The 19,823-nt window shown below is 41.8% G+C and carries 19 protein-coding genes, 1 tRNA gene and 3 pseudogenes; 20 read left to right on the top strand and 3 right to left on the bottom strand.

The window, feature by feature from the left end:
* Positions 1–230: 230 nt before the first annotated feature.
* The 16 genes and pseudogenes from SAZ04_RS20275 (at position 231) to SAZ04_RS20200 (ending at position 14,018) form a co-directional block, all read left to right on the top strand.
* Positions 231–407, top strand: a complete 177-nt coding sequence (locus SAZ04_RS20275) for a hypothetical protein (protein ID WP_332698876.1) — start codon at positions 231–233, stop codon at positions 405–407.
* Between the two features lie 163 nt (positions 408–570).
* Complete coding sequence (locus SAZ04_RS20270; protein WP_332698873.1) at positions 571–873, top strand: DUF4212 domain-containing protein; 303 nt, start codon at positions 571–573, stop codon at positions 871–873.
* 44 nt (positions 874–917) lie between these two features.
* The gene (locus tag SAZ04_RS20265; protein ID WP_332698882.1) at positions 918–2,579 is read left to right on the top strand and encodes a sodium:solute symporter family protein; all 1,662 of its coding nucleotides are present in this window, start codon (positions 918–920) and stop codon (positions 2,577–2,579) included.
* Positions 2,560–4,479 (top strand): DUF294 nucleotidyltransferase-like domain-containing protein, encoded by a 1,920-nt coding sequence (locus SAZ04_RS20260; protein ID WP_332698870.1) that lies wholly within the window; start codon positions 2,560–2,562, stop codon positions 4,477–4,479. The genes SAZ04_RS20265 and SAZ04_RS20260 overlap by 20 nt, the downstream gene beginning before the upstream one ends.
* A 238-nt stretch (positions 4,480–4,717) precedes the next feature.
* A complete protein-coding gene (locus tag SAZ04_RS20255; protein WP_332698867.1) occupies positions 4,718–5,383 on the top strand; it encodes a 3'-5' exonuclease in 666 nt (221 codons plus the stop codon).
* A 96-nt stretch (positions 5,384–5,479) separates the two neighbouring features.
* A complete protein-coding gene (spoIIID, locus tag SAZ04_RS20250) occupies positions 5,480–5,767 on the top strand; it encodes a sporulation transcriptional regulator SpoIIID (protein ID WP_332698864.1) in 288 nt (95 codons plus the stop codon).
* Positions 5,768–5,896: 129 nt separating this feature from the next.
* The gene (locus tag SAZ04_RS20245) at positions 5,897–6,898 is read left to right on the top strand and encodes a rod shape-determining protein (protein WP_332698861.1); all 1,002 of its coding nucleotides are present in this window, start codon (positions 5,897–5,899) and stop codon (positions 6,896–6,898) included.
* A 107-nt stretch (positions 6,899–7,005) separates the two neighbouring features.
* Positions 7,006–7,161: pseudogene (locus SAZ04_RS20240) on the top strand (flagellar basal body protein); the annotation flags it as partial.
* A gap of 244 nt (positions 7,162–7,405) precedes the next feature.
* On the top strand, positions 7,406–7,927 hold the full coding sequence (locus SAZ04_RS20235; RefSeq protein WP_332698858.1) for a DNA-directed RNA polymerase subunit beta: 522 nt from the start codon (positions 7,406–7,408) through the stop codon (positions 7,925–7,927).
* A gap of 36 nt (positions 7,928–7,963) precedes the next feature.
* Positions 7,964–8,440 (top strand): annotated as a pseudogene (locus tag SAZ04_RS20230) (RNA-guided endonuclease TnpB family protein); the annotation flags it as partial.
* A 249-nt stretch (positions 8,441–8,689) separates the two neighbouring features.
* Positions 8,690–9,112, top strand: coding sequence for a 3-hydroxyacyl-ACP dehydratase FabZ (fabZ, locus tag SAZ04_RS20225; RefSeq protein WP_332698855.1), 423 nt, complete (start codon positions 8,690–8,692; stop codon positions 9,110–9,112).
* Positions 9,113–9,439: 327 nt separating this feature from the next.
* Entirely contained in the window at positions 9,440–9,751 is a 312-nt protein-coding gene (locus tag SAZ04_RS20220; protein ID WP_332698852.1) for a hypothetical protein, read from the top strand.
* A 296-nt stretch (positions 9,752–10,047) separates the two neighbouring features.
* The gene (locus SAZ04_RS20215) at positions 10,048–11,193 is read left to right on the top strand and encodes a sugar diacid recognition domain-containing protein (protein WP_332698850.1); all 1,146 of its coding nucleotides are present in this window, start codon (positions 10,048–10,050) and stop codon (positions 11,191–11,193) included.
* Positions 11,194–11,318: 125 nt separating this feature from the next.
* Entirely contained in the window at positions 11,319–12,587 is a 1,269-nt protein-coding gene (locus SAZ04_RS20210) for a GntP family permease (protein WP_332698847.1), read from the top strand.
* Positions 12,588–12,605: 18 nt separating this feature from the next.
* Entirely contained in the window at positions 12,606–13,760 is a 1,155-nt protein-coding gene (locus SAZ04_RS20205; protein ID WP_332698844.1) for a glycerate kinase, read from the top strand.
* Between the two features lie 18 nt (positions 13,761–13,778).
* Entirely contained in the window at positions 13,779–14,018 is a 240-nt protein-coding gene (locus SAZ04_RS20200) for a family 4 glycosyl hydrolase (RefSeq protein ID WP_332698879.1), read from the top strand.
* An 80-nt stretch (positions 14,019–14,098) separates the two neighbouring features.
* Here SAZ04_RS20200 and SAZ04_RS20195 read toward each other — a convergent pair whose 3' ends face one another.
* Complete coding sequence (locus SAZ04_RS20195; RefSeq protein ID WP_332698841.1) at positions 14,099–15,178, bottom strand: polysaccharide deacetylase family protein; 1,080 nt, start codon at positions 15,176–15,178, stop codon at positions 14,099–14,101.
* Positions 15,179–15,395: 217 nt separating this feature from the next.
* Between SAZ04_RS20195 and SAZ04_RS20190 the strand changes: the two genes are divergently transcribed.
* Positions 15,396–16,526: a CapA family protein gene (locus SAZ04_RS20190; RefSeq protein WP_332698838.1), complete on the top strand. Its 1,131-nt coding sequence runs from the start codon at positions 15,396–15,398 to the stop codon at positions 16,524–16,526.
* A 71-nt stretch (positions 16,527–16,597) separates the two neighbouring features.
* On the top strand, positions 16,598–16,798 hold the full coding sequence (locus tag SAZ04_RS20185) for a PLDc N-terminal domain-containing protein (protein ID WP_332698835.1): 201 nt from the start codon (positions 16,598–16,600) through the stop codon (positions 16,796–16,798).
* A gap of 514 nt (positions 16,799–17,312) precedes the next feature.
* On the opposite strand, the gene SAZ04_RS20180 is transcribed toward SAZ04_RS20185, so the two are convergent.
* Both SAZ04_RS20180 and SAZ04_RS20175 read right to left on the bottom strand, forming a co-directional pair.
* Complete coding sequence (locus SAZ04_RS20180; RefSeq protein WP_332698832.1) at positions 17,313–17,717, bottom strand: VanZ family protein; 405 nt, start codon at positions 17,715–17,717, stop codon at positions 17,313–17,315.
* 300 nt (positions 17,718–18,017) lie between these two features.
* A complete protein-coding gene (locus SAZ04_RS20175; RefSeq protein ID WP_332698829.1) occupies positions 18,018–19,019 on the bottom strand; it encodes a DUF3231 family protein in 1,002 nt (333 codons plus the stop codon).
* A 233-nt stretch (positions 19,020–19,252) separates the two neighbouring features.
* Here SAZ04_RS20175 and SAZ04_RS20170 point away from each other — a divergent pair.
* Positions 19,253–19,399: pseudogene (locus SAZ04_RS20170) on the top strand (YitT family protein); the annotation flags it as partial.
* A 351-nt stretch (positions 19,400–19,750) separates the two neighbouring features.
* Positions 19,751–19,823 (top strand) — tRNA-Ala (locus SAZ04_RS20165).

The following is a 19,823-nucleotide window of genomic DNA, read 5'->3' as shown; positions in this document are numbered from 1 at the left end:
GAAGCCATTGCCACTTCAAAGGCCAAAAGGGCGTATTTCCCTTTTGGAACAACCTCGAAGCAATGAGCGGAGCCGTTTCATAGTTTGTTGATAAATATGCTTATAGAAAATATTGACATAAATCAGAAAATTTGAAATAATGTGTTATAGAACAATACAACAGTGTAAAACACATTAGTTTTCGACAAGTTATGACAGCGCTTACAAAAAAGTTCGCAGGAGGGGTGAAGATGCTTTACGTCTTTTTGTTAATTACACTCTTATCGATTGTTTTTGCATTTCGGTTAAAAAAGCCCTTGGTTATGTCTGTCCCGTTTGTCTCGATTTTTGCTTATATGTTGATCCAGATCGCGATGGTGCCACTCGGTTTCTTTGAGACCGTTAAGTTTATTTTTGGACTGAGGTAGCCTTAAAGTAGAAAACGATGAAGACGAGCCTACGACAAACCGACTATTCAGTATGCCTATAGTGGAAATGTTGGAAACGGGTTTACTACATGAAGGAGGAATACGCCTAGCGTAGGTAACTAGTATGTCACTTGTAAGATTTTCAAAAAAGGAGGAGTTAGTTGTGAAAAAGATTGATAAAAGTGTTGCTGATGCTTATTTTCGTGCTCGTACGATGCTCGTCGTTATTTGTTTAATCATTGGTGGCTTGGTGTCGTTTGGTGTCGTGGCATTTGCTGAGTATTTTGCTAATTTTACAATTATGGGCATGCCGGCACATTATTACATGGGCGCACAGGGAGCAGTCGCAGCATTCGTTATTTTATTATTCGGAAACGCTATTATTAGTGATCAAATTGATAAAAAGTTTGGTATTGATGAAGAACACAATACAAGGGTGAGTTCAGGTAAGGTGTTGGATCACTAAGAAATGGAGAAAAAGTAATAGCGAATTGACGGGGGGTAAATATGATGGATCAACAAACGATTGTATCAGTATTGCTTATTTTGGCAACATTTGGCCTTTATATTGGGATTTCGGTGTATAACCGAGCAAAAGTAACGTCTGATTTCTATGTCGCAAGCCGCGGTGTTCCGCCGTTTTGGAACGGAATGGCGATCGGGGGCGACTGGATGAGTGCTGCCTCCTTTATTGGGATGGCTGGAACGGTGATGATTCTTGGATATGACGGTTTGGCCTATATTATGGGTTGGACTGGTGGGTATTTATTTCTTACTTTCTTACTCGCCCCACAGCTTCGGAAATATGGACGATATACCGTTCCTGAATTTATTGGGGACCGCTTTGATAGCAATGCGGCTAGACTCATTGCCGCAATTGCGACGATCATTATTAGTTTTACATACATTATCGGCCAGTTAGCTGGTTCAGGTGTGGTAATTGGACGGATTTTGAGCATTCCAGCGATGTATGGAACAATGATTGGCGTCGTCGTTATCGCGATTTATGCGACACTTGGTGGCATGAAGGGAATTACGTGGACGCAAGTAGCACAGTACATGATTTTAATCTTGGCCTATATTATTCCGATTGTCTTTATGTCTCTTCAAGTAACGAACAACCCGCTTCCATGGCTAACGTATGGAAACATCGTCAGTCAGCTTGGTGAACTCGACCGGGAATTAGGGATCTCGGAGTACTTTGCTCCGTTTGCCAATAGTGAAAAAGCGCAGTTCATTGCCTTAATGTTCACATTAATGGTTGGGACAGCGGCACTTCCGCATGTGATCGTTCGTTTTTATACGGTAACAACGATGAAAGCGGCTCGCTGGAGTGGGGCGTGGGCACTTGTTTTTATCGCTCTTTTATATTTATCAGCTCCTGCTTATGCGGCGTTCTCTCGTTTCATTTTAATGACTCGTGTGGCAGGCCAGCCACTAAATCAGCTTCCAGCTTGGACCGAGACGTGGGTTAACACTGGTTTGTTGCAGCTTGCAGATACGAATGGCGATGGCATTTTGCAATGGTCTGAAATTGTCATTTCAAATGATATTGTCGTTATGGCGACACCAGAAATTGCGAATCTAGGCGTGTTTGTGATCGGCTTGGTTGCAGCTGGTGCGATGGCAGCGGCGCTCTCAACAGCTGGTGGTCTACTGATTACGATTTCGTCATCGTTTGCTCATGATATTTACTACCGCTTGATGAACCCGAATGCAAGTGATAACAAACGACTCGCTGCTGGTCGTTGGGCGATTGTGCTTGCAACAGTTGTAGCTGGAGCGGTTGCATTAAATCCTCCTGGTGTGATTACACAAATTGTCGCCTGGGCATTTGGCCTTGCTGGTGGTACATTCTTCCCTGTCTTGCTTCTAGGCGTGTGGTGGAAGCGTTGCAACAAGCAAGGGGCAATTGCTGGGATGTTAACCGGACTCGTGGTAACACTTGGCTACATTCTTTTTGCAAGAAGTGGGATTACAATTTTTGGTATCCAAGATACAGGAGCGGGTTTAATTGGGGTACCAATTAACTTACTTGTGACGATCCTTGTATCGAAATTAACAGCAGCACCATCACAGAAATTGCAAGATGAAGTCGTCGACCTCCGCTATCCTGAACAAATGACCTACCGTGATGGAGAGGTTTGGATGGATGAGTCAGCTGGAAAATAATTTTCGCGCTCATATTCGCACGCATCCGCTATTTCAAGGACTAAGTGAGTCTACGTTTCATGAATACATGCAGGCGTGCGAAGTAAAAGCGTATAAAAAATTGGAGACGGTACTTTACAAAAAGGCACCGAGAGACGGACTTCTGCTAATCCTAGACGGGATGGCAGAAGTTTTTGTCGCAGCTGGCGACGAGAAGCAGCATGACCAGAAGGAGGTCCTGGAAGTGTTGCAAACAAACGACATGATTGGATTTTCTGGGTTAGCTGATTTTATCGAAGGAAGAAAAGAAAACCCCCATCGTTTTGCAATTGAGGTTTGCGCACTAGAGGACTCGTATTGCCTTCATATTCCTTACAGTGTCATCCAAGCGAGGTGGATCGACCCGGCTGTTCGGGAATTTATTATGCAACAAGCAGTCATTCGGCTGCAAGATCTTTACGAATCGTTTGCTGAACAAGTACAGCTTGCAACTAAATGGGGTGAAAGTGAACCGTTTATTCGTCGTGTTCACGATGTGATGAGTGAGCCTGTTGTGATCGTCGATATGGAAGAAGATGTTCAAGACGTTGCGAGCCAAATGGTGAAAAACGCAACGAGCTCGGTCGTTGTTTTAAATGATGGGGATCAGTTAATTGGCATCATTACTGAAAAAGATCTTGTTGAGCGTGTCGTTGCGAAGGGGTTAGGGGTTGGTGTGATGGCAAAGGATATTATGACGCCACACCCATTCATTATTTCCCGGGATGCTTATTATTACGAAGCGATGTCGAGTTTTCTCATGAACGGAGTGAAGCACTTGCCGGTCATGTCAGGTGGAAAGGTTATTGGAATGGTCACCTTATCTGATTTATTACGCAAAAAAAACCGGGGCACGATGGAACTAGTGCAAACCGTCGAAGAGTCGACGACAGAGACGATTCATGAACTTGAGCCAGCCATGTATGAGGTGTTAGCGAACCTCATTCAAGACGGCATTCCGACTATTCATACACTTGATGTCATGACAAAACTGTATGACCGGCTCGTACGACATGCCGTCAAACTAGCGGTGAAGACGTTACGTGAACAAGGGTACGGTGCCCCTCCTGTAGCGTTTGCTTGGTACATGATGGGAAGTGGCGGCCGCGGTGAGCAGTTTATGTTGACCGATCAGGATCATTTTCTCGTCTATAGTAATGGAGGAAACCGGGGACAAGTTCAAACCTATTTTCAAAAACTAGGCTGCGAGATTGTTAGTCAGTTAGAGGCGGCAGGGTATGAGAGGTGCAAGGGGAAGATGATGGCAAGTGTTGCTCTTTGGAGAGGGTCGGTAACCGAGTGGCAGGAGCGCCTGAGAGGATGGGGCTTACGAGCGACAAATGAGAACTTGCTGTTTGCTCATAATTTTCTATCGTTTCGCTTTTTATATGGAGACGAGGCGTTGCATGATCAATTCGTTGGTGTTGTAAAAGCGCAGCTCAGATCCTCGCGTATTTTCTTATTCCGCATGGCGGAGATGGAAAAAGAGCATCCTGTGCCGACATTTGATCACCTGATCCGTGCCTTGTTTGGGATCAAGCGCCAAACCGTTGATTTGAAAATGCATGCGTTGTTCCCGCTTCACCACTGTTTGCAGCTTCTTTGTGCTAAGCACGGAATCATCGAAGGAAAGCCGCTTGAGCAAATGGCTATGCTCACAGAGCGCAATGTTCTATCAGAAGCAACCGTAGACGCTTTACACTTTGCTTATGAAGTCGTTCTCCGCATCAGGGTTGAATCCGCCTGGAATGCTCATATGCTAGGAGTAGAACCGACAAGCGAAGTTGTCTTCACGCATCTACGCTCAAAAGACAAAGAAGAATTGCTCATTGCGCTAAAAACGATCCGTGGACTGCAGAATCAAGTGGTGGCAGGCGTGTGAGTGGAAGGGGCGGGGTCAGACTGTGGCGGAGAGATGATATGTTCCTTTTTATGCTGAGTTTGAATGTAGAGAACAAGAGTCAGACGCATTACTGTAATCGCGATAATCAGATTTTATCAGCGAAATCGCAAATATAACAGTGAATTTCTTAATATAACAGCGAAAACACAATAAAAGAGGAAATTTATCAATTATCTGCGAAAGGGGTCAGACCCCCAAAAGAAGAGGGGGTGAAGCGATGTTATGGAAGAGGCCGTCGTTGCTGCCAAGATGGCGTGGGAACCGGGATACACCGCTAAACACGCCGATTTCCGATTTGACGTTTACGGTTTTTGACACGGAGACGACAGGATTTGCAGTTGGTTCGACAGACCGCTTGCTTGAGATTGGGGCAGTTCTAGTAAAAAAGAAGACAGTACAACAAGAGACGTTTCAAATGCATGTGAATCCAGAAAGAGACATCCCGGCTTCCATACAAGAGTTAACCGGTATTTCCATGGAAACAATTAAGCATGCCCCGACATCACTCGCAGCGATTGAGGCATTTCTAGCATTCAAAGAAACAGCAAACGGAGCGATCTGGGTCGGACATTATGTGAGTTTTGACCTACTCGTCATTAAAAAAGAACTCGGGAGGCATCAGTACCGGATTGACATGCCAATCTGTATCGATACGCTTGATTTAATTGGCTATGTAAGCCCCTCAAGGCATATGCTTGATCTTGAGATATACGCGAGTCAATTTAACACGAGGATCTATGATAGGCACCAAGCATTAGGTGATGCCATGACGACCGCACATCTTTTCTGTGAGCTTTTATACCACCTTGAAAATCGAGGCAAACACACGCTTGCAGACCTAATAGAGATCAGTGATTCGTCTAAGAAAAACATACAATTCTGAAAAGTCGCGCTCGTCCTTACAAGAATATGGTATATCTAAGCAACCCCCCTAATAAACTGTACCAATCACCAACACAGATTTAGGGAGGCGAGTCGTGTGCACGATTACATCAAAGAGCGAACCATCAAGATAGGTAGGTATGTCGTCGAGACAAAAAAAACGGTGAGAACAATAGCCAAGGAATTTGGAGTCTCGAAAAGTACCGTACACAAAGACCTCACAGAGCGATTACCCGAAATTAATCCTGAACTTGCAAATGAAGTAAAGGAGATCCTTGAGTATCATAAGTCGATTCGGCACCTGCGTGGTGGAGAAGCAACGAAAGTCAAGTATAGGAAGTCACAAGACCAACCCGCTCAACCAATTGCGAAGTCTAGAAACTAATTGTCAAAACATGTAACAATTTTTTAAAAAAGTGATCCCTGTGAGAACATTCTGTGATAAAATATAAAATTAGGTAAATCGTAATAATTGTACACGATCATGTTCGGAAAACAGGGAGGCAAAAGAATCATGTTTGGTCGCGATATAGGAATAGACTTAGGTACTGCGAATGTTCTCATTTATGTAAAAGGCAGTGGGATCGTCTTAAATGAACCATCAGTAGTTGCAGTAGAAACTACAACAAATCGAGTACTTGCGGTAGGGGAAGAAGCATTCCGCATGGTTGGACGTACACCGGGAAATATTGTTGCCCTCCGCCCTATGAAGGACGGTGTCATTGCAAACTTTGAGATGACTGAATCAATGCTGAAACATTTCCTAGGCAAGATTAACGTCAAAAGTCTTTTCACAAAGCCAAGAATCTTAATTTGTTGTCCAACCAATATTACGTCGGTTGAACAAAAAGCGATTCGGGAAGCTGCAGAGAAAAGCGGTGGGAAAAATGTATTTTTGGAAGAAGAACCAAAAGTTGCTGCAATCGGAGCTGGAATGGACATTTTCCAACCGAGTGGGAACATGGTTGTAGACATAGGCGGTGGAACAACAGACGTTGCTGTTCTTTCGATGGGTGATATCGTCACCGCCTCTTCCATAAAAGTAGCCGGTGATCGCTTTGACTCAGACATTCTCACATACATCAAAAAGAAGTACAAGCTGTTAATTGGTGAGCGCACGTCAGAGAATATTAAAGTGCAAGTTGCAACAGTATTTCCGGGTGCACGACAGGAAGAGATTGACATTCGCGGACGTGACATGGTCAGTGGACTTCCAAGAACAATTACGGTACACTCAAAAGAGATTGAAGAGGCCTTAACGGAGTCTGTTTCCTATATAGTACAAGCTTCCAGACAAGTATTAGAGCAAACACCGCCTGAGCTTTCGGCTGATATTATTGACCGTGGTGTCATTTTAACTGGTGGCGGAGCGCTCTTACACGGAATTGACCTATTACTTGCCGAAGAACTAAAGGTTCCTGTTCTTGTAGCAGAAGAACCAATGCACTGTGTGGCAAAAGGAACGGGTATTCTTCTAGAAAACTTAGACCGAATGGCTAGAAAAGTTCGGATTTAAATGGTTTCATCAAAAGGGAAGTTTTCCTTTTTGGTGAAACTACGAAGCCATTGCAACACTCTTTTTTTGAGAAAACATAAGTAAGATAATATAGTGGAGGAATGGACATGCTTCGTGGAATGTACGGTGCTGCTGCGGGAATGATTGCACAACAACAACGCCAGGAAATGTTGACAAACAACGTTGCAAATGCAAACACCCCTGGCTTTAAAGCTGACCAAGCATCCCTAAGGGCGTTCCCTACCATGCTCATCAAAGCGATGATCAGATTTTAACGATTGTTACAAAAAATGGTGATTTTGTTTTAGATGAAACAGGAAATCGAATGAATCTTCCTTTAAACATTCAAACTATTAATCTTTCTCGAAACGTCATTACCAATTCAATTCGAGATCGATATCAATGGCAGATAAAATGTCTGGCCTCATCAACGGCCTTCGTAGATAAACGACCTAGGAAGTTAGAACGATCAGCATGAACAGGCTGAACAGATTTGAGGAGAGAACGATGGATAACGGATCAAACAAAAGAAGCCAAAAAATAGAATCTGAGCTAATTGAAGAAACAAACACCCGAGCAGATGAAGGCACGAGAGAAAACGACTCTGTCGATCAGTTAGAGGATACAGACGTTTTAGATGAAGCGTTAGACGAGCCAACTGAACTAGGGCCGAACGATTCGAACACGTTGGAGGCAGAGCGGGCAAAAGAAGAGGACTCTCGCTCAAACTTGCAAGAAATCAAGCAAGGTGATGCTTGCTCGCTTGCTGCTAAGCCAGTTGAACAGCAAGAAGTGACAGAAGAAGAGAAAAAAACGCGCGAAGCTAGGGGGAAGAAGCGTACACCGAAACCGCGGTTGCGCCTCATCCCGATCTGGTTGCGAATTTTGATCGCAATTGTATTAATTGGTGGCAGTTTAATTTTAGGATTAATGTTTGGGTTTGGTGTCATTGGTGGTCATGATCCTGCTGAAGTGATTAGACCTGAGACATGGTATCATATTATAGACTTTATTCGAGGCGAAACGTAGCCTCGAATTTTTTTGCGATTGTACGTGGGTGTCGCCCAAATACTGTCAAGACGTGTAATTGGTTCAAAGAACTGGCTTAAACAAAAAATAAAAGTTGCTCGGATTCACGAAAAAATTGAAAACAAGCGTACAGATTTCTTACATAAGACCTCTACCGCCATCATCAAAAACCACGATGTAATCGGAATAGAGAGTTTGCAAGTATCGAATATGATGAAGAACAAGAAACGTGCTAAATCCATCGCTGATGTATCTTGGTATCAATTCAAGACAATGCTAAAATACAAGGCTGAATGGTACGGAAAAACAGTCATCGAGGTAAGCAAAACCTTCCCTAGTTCTCAACTTTGTTCGTGCTGCGGATACAAAAATAAAGACGTAAAAGAACGAGGGGTAAGAGAATGGGAATGTCCCGTTTGCAAGACATTCCATGACCGCGATAGTAACGCAGGATTAAATCTTAGAAATGAAGCTGTAAGGCTTCTAACCGTAGGGACTACGGGGATAGCCTAATCGATAACTGGTGGTTATACTGGTTTTCTTAGGAATCCCCCACTTCAATCAGATCGCAAGGTCGATAAGTGGCGGGTAGTTCAAAAAACACTTACAGCAGTCTGACAATCATGCAGTCGTTTCACTCATTGGCTTGAGGGCTTTTTAGAACACAGCCTTAATATGATTAGACATCAAGCAGGGCTTGTCATTTCTTGCCTAAATTTGTGCTATAATGAAGGCACATACGTACTTGAAAGGATGACTAACATGCTAACGATTGAAGAGATTAAAGAAATTATTCCGCACCGCTATCCATTTTTATTAGTCGATCGAATCGAGGAACTAGAAGAGGGAAAGCGTGCGGTTGGATTAAAAAATGTGAGTGTTAACGAAGAGTTTTTCAACGGGCATTTTCCGGACTATCCCGTTATGCCTGGAGTTTTGATTGTGGAAGCGCTAGCTCAAGTTGGTGCAGTCGCAATTTTAAAACCAGAAAAAAACCGCGGGAAGCTCGCATTTTTTGCTGGAATTGATAATTGCCGGTTTAAAAAGCAGGTCAAACCTGGTGATCAGCTACGTTTAGAAGTTGAAATTGTTCGCTTAAAAGGTCCAATCGGAAAAGGACATGCGATTGCGACGGTGAATGGGGAAGTTGCTTGCGAAACAGATATCACATTTGCCGTTAAATAAATAATAATCTAGAATAACACAAGGCTGCTCGTTACCGAGTAATAATTAATTGACGAAATAAAATGCTGAAATTAGATATACTACAAAGGAGCTTCTTGTTTTATAAGAAGCTCTTTTAGTGGATGTAGAGTGAGGAAATAAGGGAAGTTAGTCCCAAATATTGACATTGTTGTGTAATAATATGGGATAAGTTGTGAAGGTAGTTAGACAATGCAGAAAAAGGACGCAATTCATAGACGGAAATGAATATTCTTGCTAAGATACACAAAGACTAACAGAAAGCCAAGATTTATTAGTTAGTCATAAAAATATTTGGGGGTAATGAAAATGAAAAAGAAATTTTTAACAACAACAGCAGTTGCTGCTTTAACTTTAGGTCTACTTGCAGCGTGTGGAGAGCCAGCAGAAGAGGAGCCAGTACTAGACGATGCACCAGCAGTTGAAGATCCAGCATTAGAAGAAGAGCCAGTAATGGAAGAGCCAGGATTAGAAGAAGAGCCGGCAATGGAAGAGCCAGGATTAGAAGAAGAGCCAGCATTAGATGAGGAATTAGAAACAGAAGAAGAAATTGATGTTGACTTAGACGAGGAAACTGGAGACGAGTTAACTGATGAGGAAGATGAAGAAGCAATTAACTAATTTATCTTTCTAATATATGACCTACCGCTTAATGGCGGTAGGTCTTTTTCAACGGAAGCATGGGGACGGTGCTCGTGCTTCCCAATCTTCCATCCAAGCGCTTCTTTGGGCAAGCGGTGTTTCATTTAAACTCATCTCCATAAATCCATTATCAAGAATTCGAAGCAAGAATGGAGAAGTAATAGGTCATAACTCATTTTCAAACTAAGTTGAATTCATGGTCAAAAACCTGTCTATATGATAGGTTTTTTCTTATACAATGACAGCAGAAATTTAGGTAGAGAGGATACGAAAAGATGGCGATGTACGTAACGGAACAAGTGGCCCAAGAAATAGTGGATCGAACGATGGCGATTCTTCCTTATAATATTAACGTTATGGATCAGGATGGGAGAATCATTGGGTCTGGTGACAGGCGGCGCATTTTGACCAAACATGAAGTGGCAAGTGAAGTGTTAAAGAGGAAAGAAATTATTGAGATTAATCATAATGACACTCAGAACTGGGATGGTGTCAAAGAAGGGATTAACTTACCGATCGTTTTTCAAGGCGAAGTGGTCGGGGTTGTGGGGATTACTGGTGACCCTGAAGTGACAAGGGGATATGGCCAGTTAGTCAAAATGACGACTGAAATGATCATTGAGCAGGCGTTTCTTCAAAAACAGCTACAGTTAGATGAACGAATTAAAGAAGAACTAGTTCACCAATTAATTAACGGGAATAACCTCGGAGAAAGCTTAGTTTTTGAAAAGGCCAAGTCCTTACAAATTGATTTAATGGTTCCAAGAGTGGTCATCGTCTTTAAATGTAGTTCTCAACAGATAGATAGGAACCAGAAGCTTGAGCAAAAGATTCAAGAAATGAAGGAAAAAGATGATCTAACGGGTAAAACCTATACAGGAGAAATGGTTATTCTGAAGAAAGTAGCTATTACAAATGAGGATTGGGAGAAGGAGCGTACATTAAATACGATTCGGATTTGGCTTTCCCAGCTGCAAAAAATTGATCCATCTGTCAAATTGGCGATAGGAAGTTATTATTCAACGTTCAAAAAGCTCCATCAGTCCTATAAAGAAGCGCAGGACACGCTTGTCATAGGGGAGAAATTAGTTTTAGAGCAAAGTCTTTTATTATATGAAGATTTCTCGAAGTATGTTTTCATAAATGAACTTGCTCAATCAATGGATAATCCTTTTATTGAAGTCATCAACAAGTTAAAAGGAGAAGGGTTAGGGGACCTTCAAAGGACATTAGAAGTGTATATTAATCAGAACGGCAGAGCGATCAATACGTCAAACGAGCTGTTTATCCATCGAAACTCCCTTCAATATCGTTTAGAAAAAATAAAAGAGATCACCGGGAAAGACCCTAGAAACTACAAAGATTTATTTGAATTGTATCTCTCTATCATTATTGATAAGTTTACTAGTCGAAAAAAGTAAGTTGGTCCGATGAACAGAAAACAACCAAATGTTAGCGGTTTTATTTGTTCGTCTGAACAATGATCTAAAAACCTAAAGCGCTTACAATACAGTTATGATTTCGTGACATCAGAGGAGGAACAGAGATGGATGTTCAAGTAAGCGCTTTAGGCGCCATTGTTGGTTTAGTATTAGCTATTGTTCTTATATTTAGAAAGGTACCGCCTGTCTACGCGTTAGTTGGTGGTGCGATGATTGGAGGCTTAGTCGGTGGTGCGTCAGTAACAGAAACCGTTGACTTAATGATGGGGGGAGCCCAAGGCATCATACCCGCCGTTCTTCGGATTTTAGCAGCCGGTGTCCTTGCGGGTGTATTAATTGAGTCAGGAGCAGCAGCGTCGATAGCTGAAAGTATTGTTAAGAAATTGGGGGAGAAGAAAGCATTGTTTGCACTAGCAATTGCAACGATGACTTTAACAGCTGTTGGTGTGTTTGTTGATGTAGCAGTTATTACGGTGGCTCCTGTTGCATTAGCGATTGCTAGTCGTGCCAATCTATCAAAGACTGCTATTTTGCTAGCGATGATCGGGGGAGGGAAGGCCGGAAACATTATGTCACCGAACCCAAACTCAATTGCCGTTGCTGAGGCGTTTGAAGTTCCGTTAACGTCTGTCATGGCAGCTGGTATTATCCCAGGGATCTGCGGCTTGCTTGTTACTTATGTTATTGCGAAAAGACTAGTAAACAAAGGAACGATGGTTTCATTAGAAGAATTGACTCAAAACAATGATCAAAAGTTACCGGCATTTAGGCTCGCGATCATTGCACCACTAGTCACAATAATTCTCCTTGCGCTGCGTCCGTTATTTGACATTGTCATTGATCCAATGCTTGCGTTACCTGCAGGTGGGCTTGTCGGAGCGTTAGTAATGGGGAAAATCTCGCAAGTGAACACGTTCATTGTATCTGGTTTAAATAAAATGTCTGGAGTCGCTGTGTTACTTCTAGGGACAGGAACGATTGCTGGAATTATTTCAAACTCAGGTTTGCGAAATGTTTTAATAGATGGAATTGATGTACTAGGCTTACCGTCATTTGTATTAGCACCGGTATCAGGGATCTTCATGTCTGCTGCAACGGCATCTACAACGGCAGGGGCAGCAGTTGCAAGTAGTGTATTTAGTACGACTCTCATTGAATTAGGAGTAGCTGGTCTTGCAGGTGCTGCGATGATTCATGCAGGGGCAACGGTTCTAGATCACTTACCGCACGGAAGCTTCTTCCATGCTACAGCAGGAAGTGTCTTGATGTATTTCGAAGAGCGTCTTAAATTGATTCCTTATGAGTCACTTGTCGGCTTAACGATTGCGATTGTCTCAACATTAATCTTTGGCGTATTTAAGTTATTTTTATAAACAAGGGAGGAGTTCCACATGAAAATTGTTATCGCACCAGATTCATTTAAAGAAAGTTTAACAGCATTAGAAGCTGCGAATGCAATAGAAGAAGGACTGAAGGAAGTGCTGCCACATGTTGAGTACGTCAAAGTGCCAATGGCTGATGGTGGTGAAGGGACGGTACAGTCGTTAGTTGATGCAACAGGTGGAACGATTGAATATGCAACGGTAACTGGACCTTTAGGGGAAAAGGTAGAAGCCTTTTATGGACTGTTAGGAGACGGAAAGACAGCGGCGATTGAAATGGCTGCTGCATCAGGACTTGAGCTTGTACCGATGGGGAAAAGAGATCCAATGGTAGCGACAACGTTTGGGACAGGAGAATTGATCTCGGTTGCCCTCGACCAGGGGGTGGAGCGAATTATTATTGGAATCGGTGGAAGTGCTACAAATGACGGTGGCGCTGGAATGGTTCAAGCCTTAGGCGGAAAGCTATTAGACGAAGATGGCAGCGAGATTCCGTTTGGAGGAGCTGGACTTGCGAGACTTGCACGCATTGATCTATCGCAGCTTGATAAGCGCCTTCAAGAGGTCAGTGTTGATGTAGCGTGTGACGTTAACAATCCATTAACAGGCCCAAAAGGAGCATCTGCTATTTACGGTCCTCAAAAAGGAGCAACAGAAGAACAAATTAAAGTGCTTGATGCGAATTTGGCTCACTACGCATATGTCATTAAACGTGATGTAGGAAAAGAAATTAAAGATGTACCTGGAGCAGGTGCAGCAGGCGGGTTAGGAGCAGGGCTGCTTGGGTTTTTATCAGCAGAATTAAAACGCGGCGGTGACTTAGTGATTGAAGCAGTAAACTTAGATCAAAAAGTTAGCGATGCCGACCTCGTGATCACAGGTGAAGGGGGCATCAACCACCAGACGATTCACGGGAAAACCCCGATCTGCGTTGCAAGTACAGCTAAAAAGTATCAAGTCCCTGTTATTGCTTTAGCTGGCAGTCTGACTCATGATTATACGAATGTGTATGACCACGGAATTGACGCTGTCTTTAGTATTGTTCCGGGGGTCGTCACGCTTGAGGAAGCACTGGAGTCTGGGTATGAAAATATGAAGAGGGCGGCGAGGGATTTAGGGGCGGTGATTGAGTTGCTAGGGACAGGTTCCTTGTCCCAATGGTGACGTGATCGTTTTTGAAAGCTGGAAACCAAACGTTGTTGTGCTTTAGCCGGTGAGTTACCAAGTTCTATTAACAATTTGGTTATACGCCATATTTATAATCAAGAAACCACACTGGAAGCGGCTATTCAACAAGATCAAGACTTAGCGCTTCAAGCATTTGATCAAGAGCCATTGCTGAGCAGCCTCAGTCCAGAACAAATAATAGACCTCTTTGATGAAATGGTAGCAAATACAAAAGAATATTTAGTAGGGTGGTAGCTCTCATTTTGGGGGTCAGTCCCCTTACAAATAAAGAAATAGAGCCTCGGAGGATCCCAAGCTCTATTTCTTTAATTTTTCTAATTCGTTAATAGCGTTTGAAGAGTTACGAATTTATATCCTTTTTCCCGTAAATCATCAATTATTTGCGGCAATGCTTCCACTGTCCCGTCTAGAAGGCGAGTCTCTGCTTGGAAGTTATGCTGGAGAATGATGCCACCAGGGGAAATGTCGCGTTTTACAATAGCTATTATTTCATCTCCAGATAAGCCGCTCCAATCTAGTGTATCAACAGACCACATGATGTTTCTCATTCCCATTTCATTAAAAATAGCGATATCTGATTTGGTGTACGCACCAAAGGGAGGGCGAAATAAGTCAGGCTTTTTTCCGACGACTTTCGCCATTTCGGCTTGTGTTGATTGTATTTCTTCTCTTACTTTCGACGACCATACACGCCTAAGATCAGGATGATTCCATGTATGGTTTGCAATACCATGGCCTTCGTTGACAATTCGTTTCATTTCTTCAGGGAACTGTCTTATTTGCTTTCCCATTACAAAAAATGTCGCAGGTGCTCCTTTTGCTTTTAAAATGTCTAAAATTTGTGGGGTGTAGCGACTTTCAGGACCATCATCAAAAGTTAAAGCAACAAGTTTTTCTGTCATGTTTCCATGTGCGATCAGGTTTGGCTTAATCTCAAAATTAGTCGTAATAAACGTACGTGCCAAAGTCGCGTCATACCGTACATCCATCCCTAATTTCCTAGCTACATTCACGATAGGTACAAACGGTTCGCCATTAAAATCAATCGTTTCAATTGGAAGAGAGTGTCGTTGCCATGTACCTCTGACATAATCATCAGAATACTTTTTGCCTATAGGTAATGCAAACATCGTATTTCTAACACGAAATACGACAGAACGGTACTGTTCGTCCCAATCAACGAACGCCCCCGTATGCTTTAGAAAGAGGGCTGGAACAAGCAAATGTCCTTCTCTCATGATGTATTTTGTAGTAATAGGTTTGTCATCAATCATGATCGGTGCTTCTGCTAGCTTTGATTCTTGAGCGTGAGCTGTTGTTGAAAGGAATGAAAAAAGAAGAAGCAAGGTAAGGTACATTTTGCGGTTAGGTAAGAAAAAGATATTCTTCCACATTATTTTCGTACTCCTTTTTTTGTTTAGTAAGATGTAGGTAGCATTCCCAAATAAACAAATATACTATCCGTAAAATTAGAAAAAGGGTCAGACCCCCATTTACTGCATTAATGCAGTAAAGCTAGCAGCCATCGCGATTATTCCTATGGTATACTAGAACGAAGAGCCTATACGAGGCTTATTCTTTCATAATCTATTTATTTATCGGAGTGATCGTATGACTATAAGAATGTTATTTTTCGTAGCAATGCTACTGACAATAATCGGCTGCCAACAACAAGAAATCACAGTTGAGTCGAACCCTGAGCAAATTGATGCAGAATTCGTCCGACAAGAGGCACCTGGACCAGTCGAAGAAGAGCGGACTGAAACAACAATTACGATTGGTGCAGTCGGAGACGTACTGTTGCATGAACGTGTGTATGTACCAGCGGAAACCGAGGGTGGCTATGATTTCATGCCGATGTTGCAAGAGGTCGAATCATTACTTGCAGCGCCCGATTTCTTAATGGCGAACCAAGAATCAATGCCAGGAGGTGTGGAAATCGGTTTATCAACTTATCCTTCCTTCAATAGTCCGCAAGAGATCGTGAGCAATTTGCAAACGTTAGGTGTGGATATGGTTATTGGAGCGAATAATCATACGTTAGATAGAGGGGTAAAAGCAGTAGAAAGTGCGCTCGATTTCTATGATGAAATCGGCATGGATTATGTTGGTGTCTATCGTGATACGCCTGATCGAGAGAAGGATCGTATCGTCGCTGTCGATGATATAACTCTTGGGGTGTTGGCATACACGTACGGTACAAATGGCATTCCAATCCCAGAAGGACATGAAGATATTGTCGCCTTAATTGACCGAGAGCGGATGCAGCAAGATGTGGAAAGACTCCGTGAAAAAGTGGACATTGTTATCGTTCATATGCACTGGGGAGACGAGTATGCTCGCGAACCAAATGCCGAGCAGCGTGAACTCGCACAGCACTTATCGGAAGCCGGAACCGATATTATTTTCGGACATCACCCTCATGTATTGCAACCGATTGACCATTTGCAACAAGAAAATGGTCAAGAGACATACGTTTTTTATTCCTTAGGAAATTTCTTTTCGGGTCAAAACTTCGAGTATACCGATATTGGCGGAGTTGGCACGATCGAGGTAACGAAAACTATAAAAGGGGACGAGCAGGTAGTGGAAATTCACACCCCGCACATCGAACCGACCTTGGTCATGCTTGAAAACGATGTGTATCGGATGATGCCAATGGCTGATTCAGGTGGTTCCCTCATCAACGGGAGTACAACGGAACAGATGCGCGAACATGTGCAAATGTATGTAAATGAATAGCGGGGTCAGACCTCGCTATCGTACTATGATGATGTAAAGTGGGGTCTGCCCCCAATTGAAAGGAGTATCCTATGGTAGAAGGATCTATCGTCATGTTGCTTTTTTTACTGGTTATTTTCGGTGGTCTTATTTTAAATATTATCACAAGTATCTGGTGCTATCGAGATTCAATCAGGCAAGGGAACAGCAAAGAGTATAGCTTGCTTTGTTTAGTAGCAACCCTGTTCTTCCCAGTTGTTGGCTTCATTATCTACTTACTTATCCGCAAATAGCTGATAAAAAGGCAAATTAGTGGATATCATCTTATGATCTTCACCTCTAACTAATGGAATATTCCGAAAAAATATAACAGGAAACATGTAAAAGACTGAAGAATCTCTCTTATATTAACATTTCTATTATATAATGGATGTCGTTCTATATCAAGAACACACATAGGATTTTTTTAATGGGTTAATAGATCTAGTGAACAATCTCTACTAAAAAAGAATTGCTTGATTGAGTACTTTTTCCTGCATACTAGTAATCTGATTATTACTGTCTAGGAGATGAAAATAGAAAACCACTTAATCCAACCGATAAAAGATAGCCATAAAGGAATGCTTAACGACGTTCCCCATACTAATCCTGTTAAAAACGTATTTTCGTTTTCCATCTATGCATCCTCTTTTCCTATTAGATTAGAAGTACTATACACATTATAATTGAAAACGCTTTCATTATAAAGAGCAATCTTTCTACAAATAAGTCGCTTTTTTGACGTATTACAGGCGAAAAGGCAGGACTCTATCTATGAGAGACCTGCCTTTTTCTTGTGACCGAATACACAATGGCTAACATCAGACAGGCACCGAATGAATTGATCAAAACATCTGTCACCGCCCCAGATCGGTCGGGGATAAATGACTGATGCCATTCATCAATGGCGCCGTATAAAGTCGCGAGTCCCCAGGCAAGGGCGTAACGATGCTGTTTGCCACGTAAAGCGAGCCAGAACCATAATGCTAATAAGCCAAACGCCGTAACATGCACGCATTTTCTAGCAATGTAATTTAAAATAGCTGAATCGAAAAAGGGATTGCTCAATAACTCTTCGGTCGAATCCCCTGTGAAAAAAGGTTGTTGTGTCGCAACGGCAGTGGCTATGCACCAAGCAACAGCAATGCCCCACCATACTTTCGTGTTCTTCATAATATCACCCATCATGAATTATACACGATTTGTGAATCAGTTTCGGCATAATCATTATCGACAAAGCCGAATACATGGAGTATACAACGTATTAGCAAAGGCGGGATTCTTCTGTATAAAAGAGGCCCTTCAAAACGCTAATATCGTAGCGATTCTATTATACTAGTGCTCTTCTTATTCTTTCTCATTCCTTCTGACCTCATTAAGCAAGCCAAACACAATAAAAAAATGGAGCGTGAACGAAGAATGATTGGTTAAATCTAAAACACCTCCCATGTATGAAAGGTGCGGTTTGGTACATTATGTGTCTTTTGCAATCTTTTTTCTATTTGGTGCAAGTGGTGGCTGTTCTAACCACTTATATTGCGTCATAATATGGAACCATTCTTTTGTCACCATCAGGTTTTTTAATATAATTTTTTCGTACGTTATTACAAGGTCTGTTCGCATTGCTGAAGCAAGTCCTGTTCCATGATAGGCTTGTGAGGTTTGTAATAGGAATCCAATATGATACAACATTAACTTATCTGAAAAAGGAGAATCTCGAGAGATTGTGACTTCTGATTCCCAAGACATTGGTATCGGTAAATGATCTCCATGTAGTATTTTTCCTAACGCTTGAATTTGCTCATCTGCGTTTTGGGCAGAGGCTTCTAAAAACTTTCGCGCTTCTTTTGATTGAGTAACTTGGCTAAAGGCAATCGAAAGGGTTTTTTCCATTATCTTCTTTTTTATATTAAATGAAAGACCAATAATTTCAGTTGCGGTTAAAGGTCGTTTGTCCCCAAAAAAGCCATCTAAAAATGGTTGACCCGAAACAAATTCAGGATTTGCATTAGGATAAAAGTAAGGATCTCTTTGAAAGTGTCCCTTTTCTAAAAGTAATTCAATCGTTTGATGGTACATTTTTTTTCCGTCATTATCACAGGAATCATAAAAGTATCGTAAATCCTTTCTTACAGAGGCACTAAGCGATGTTGTGTGGCCTAATAAACCATGTAGCGTCATTACGTGTAAATAGTGTAAACAAAATATGTCCGAAAATAATCTTTTTGTCCCTTTATTAAGATCTGTATCAGTAAATCCAATCGGTACTGGAAATCCTTCATTTTCAATGAACATAGTTATCTGTTGCTTATGTTTTCCAAATATCTTTATTGCCTCTTCAAAAAGAGTTCTTATTTTTTTATCTTCTATAATGGATAACATATACGTATTTACAATATTGGCCACTGATCCATTAACAAATTGCGCCCACAAAGTCCCTATTTCAGCAGATGTGAGCTTTAAATCTTTATTCATGAAATCACCTCTAAAGTATGATTTACAAATTCAGCAAGAAATATGCAATTATTATTGGACCTTTTTGAAATGAAAACATTTATGAATTTCTTGAAGAAGGGTAACTCTTTAAGCACGAATACACGAAAAAAGGCAAGCAAAATAATCGAAGCTACTGAAAAGGTGAAAACGGAGCAGCTAACCAAACAAGTCAAAGAAGAAATTCACAAACAGGAAAAAAGAAAAAAGGAAAAATACTGAAGCGGACATTTTTTGTCATCTTAGGTGCAGTCCTGATGGCAGTGGGAATTGAAATATTTCTTGTGCCTAATAATGTTATGGATGGTGGGATAGTTGGCGTTTCCATTATTTTATCTTATCTAACGGGAATTAAACTTGGAAAACTGCGGATATAAAGTGCTTTCAAGCCATGATTTTCCCTTATTTAAAAAGAAGACAAAGCCGTTATTCCATAATGTTTTGTCTTCTTTACGGATAGTTAGCTTGACATCATAATATGAAAAACACCTTAATCTATCGTTCGTTCATGATAAATTTCAAACATATTTTTAAATTACTTGTTGTCATTTGATCGTTATTATGGTAAATTGATCTCCTTGGGTCAAAAACAGGCTGTGATGTTAGCGATGTTTATTCGTTCCTATGTTGAACATGTTGTTACGTGTTTCAGCGCAATGATAGTTAGGGTTTTTTTGTGAGATTAGGAATTTGCTAGTTTTCTATAATCTATTGGGGCCTTAGCTCAGCTGGGAGAGCGCCTGCCTTGCACGCAGGAGGTCAGCGGTTCGATCCCGCTAGGCTCCA

Source organism: Halalkalibacter lacteus (assembly GCF_036663595.1).
Lineage (GTDB): Bacteria > Bacillota > Bacilli > Bacillales > Bacillaceae_D > Halalkalibacter > Halalkalibacter lacteus.
The sequence above is the reverse complement of the archived record's forward strand: the minus strand, read 5'-3'. Positions and strand labels throughout refer to the sequence as shown.

What these genes read in the sequence shown, in the direction of transcription:
- SAZ04_RS20180 (WP_332698832.1), bottom strand. Translation starts at nt 17,717, where the DNA reads ATGAAGAACACGAAAGTATGGTGGGGCATTGCTGTTGCTTGGTGCATA.
- fabZ (WP_332698855.1), top strand. Translation starts at nt 8,690, where the DNA reads ATGCTAACGATTGAAGAGATTAAAGAAATTATTCCGCACCGCTATCCA.
- SAZ04_RS20235 (WP_332698858.1), top strand. Translation starts at nt 7,406, where the DNA reads ATGGATAACGGATCAAACAAAAGAAGCCAAAAAATAGAATCTGAGCTA.
- SAZ04_RS20195 (WP_332698841.1), bottom strand. Translation starts at nt 15,178, where the DNA reads ATGTGGAAGAATATCTTTTTCTTACCTAACCGCAAAATGTACCTTACC.
- SAZ04_RS20260 (WP_332698870.1), top strand. Translation starts at nt 2,560, where the DNA reads ATGAGTCAGCTGGAAAATAATTTTCGCGCTCATATTCGCACGCATCCG.
- SAZ04_RS20245 (WP_332698861.1), top strand. Translation starts at nt 5,897, where the DNA reads ATGTTTGGTCGCGATATAGGAATAGACTTAGGTACTGCGAATGTTCTC.
- SAZ04_RS20265 (WP_332698882.1), top strand. Translation starts at nt 918, where the DNA reads ATGGATCAACAAACGATTGTATCAGTATTGCTTATTTTGGCAACATTT.
- SAZ04_RS20205 (WP_332698844.1), top strand. Translation starts at nt 12,606, where the DNA reads ATGAAAATTGTTATCGCACCAGATTCATTTAAAGAAAGTTTAACAGCA.
- SAZ04_RS20275 (WP_332698876.1), top strand. Translation starts at nt 231, where the DNA reads ATGCTTTACGTCTTTTTGTTAATTACACTCTTATCGATTGTTTTTGCA.
- SAZ04_RS20215 (WP_332698850.1), top strand. Translation starts at nt 10,048, where the DNA reads ATGGCGATGTACGTAACGGAACAAGTGGCCCAAGAAATAGTGGATCGA.
- SAZ04_RS20255 (WP_332698867.1), top strand. Translation starts at nt 4,718, where the DNA reads ATGTTATGGAAGAGGCCGTCGTTGCTGCCAAGATGGCGTGGGAACCGG.
- SAZ04_RS20185 (WP_332698835.1), top strand. Translation starts at nt 16,598, where the DNA reads ATGGTAGAAGGATCTATCGTCATGTTGCTTTTTTTACTGGTTATTTTC.
- SAZ04_RS20210 (WP_332698847.1), top strand. Translation starts at nt 11,319, where the DNA reads ATGGATGTTCAAGTAAGCGCTTTAGGCGCCATTGTTGGTTTAGTATTA.
- SAZ04_RS20175 (WP_332698829.1), bottom strand. Translation starts at nt 19,019, where the DNA reads ATGAATAAAGATTTAAAGCTCACATCTGCTGAAATAGGGACTTTGTGG.
- SAZ04_RS20220 (WP_332698852.1), top strand. Translation starts at nt 9,440, where the DNA reads ATGAAAAAGAAATTTTTAACAACAACAGCAGTTGCTGCTTTAACTTTA.
- SAZ04_RS20190 (WP_332698838.1), top strand. Translation starts at nt 15,396, where the DNA reads ATGACTATAAGAATGTTATTTTTCGTAGCAATGCTACTGACAATAATC.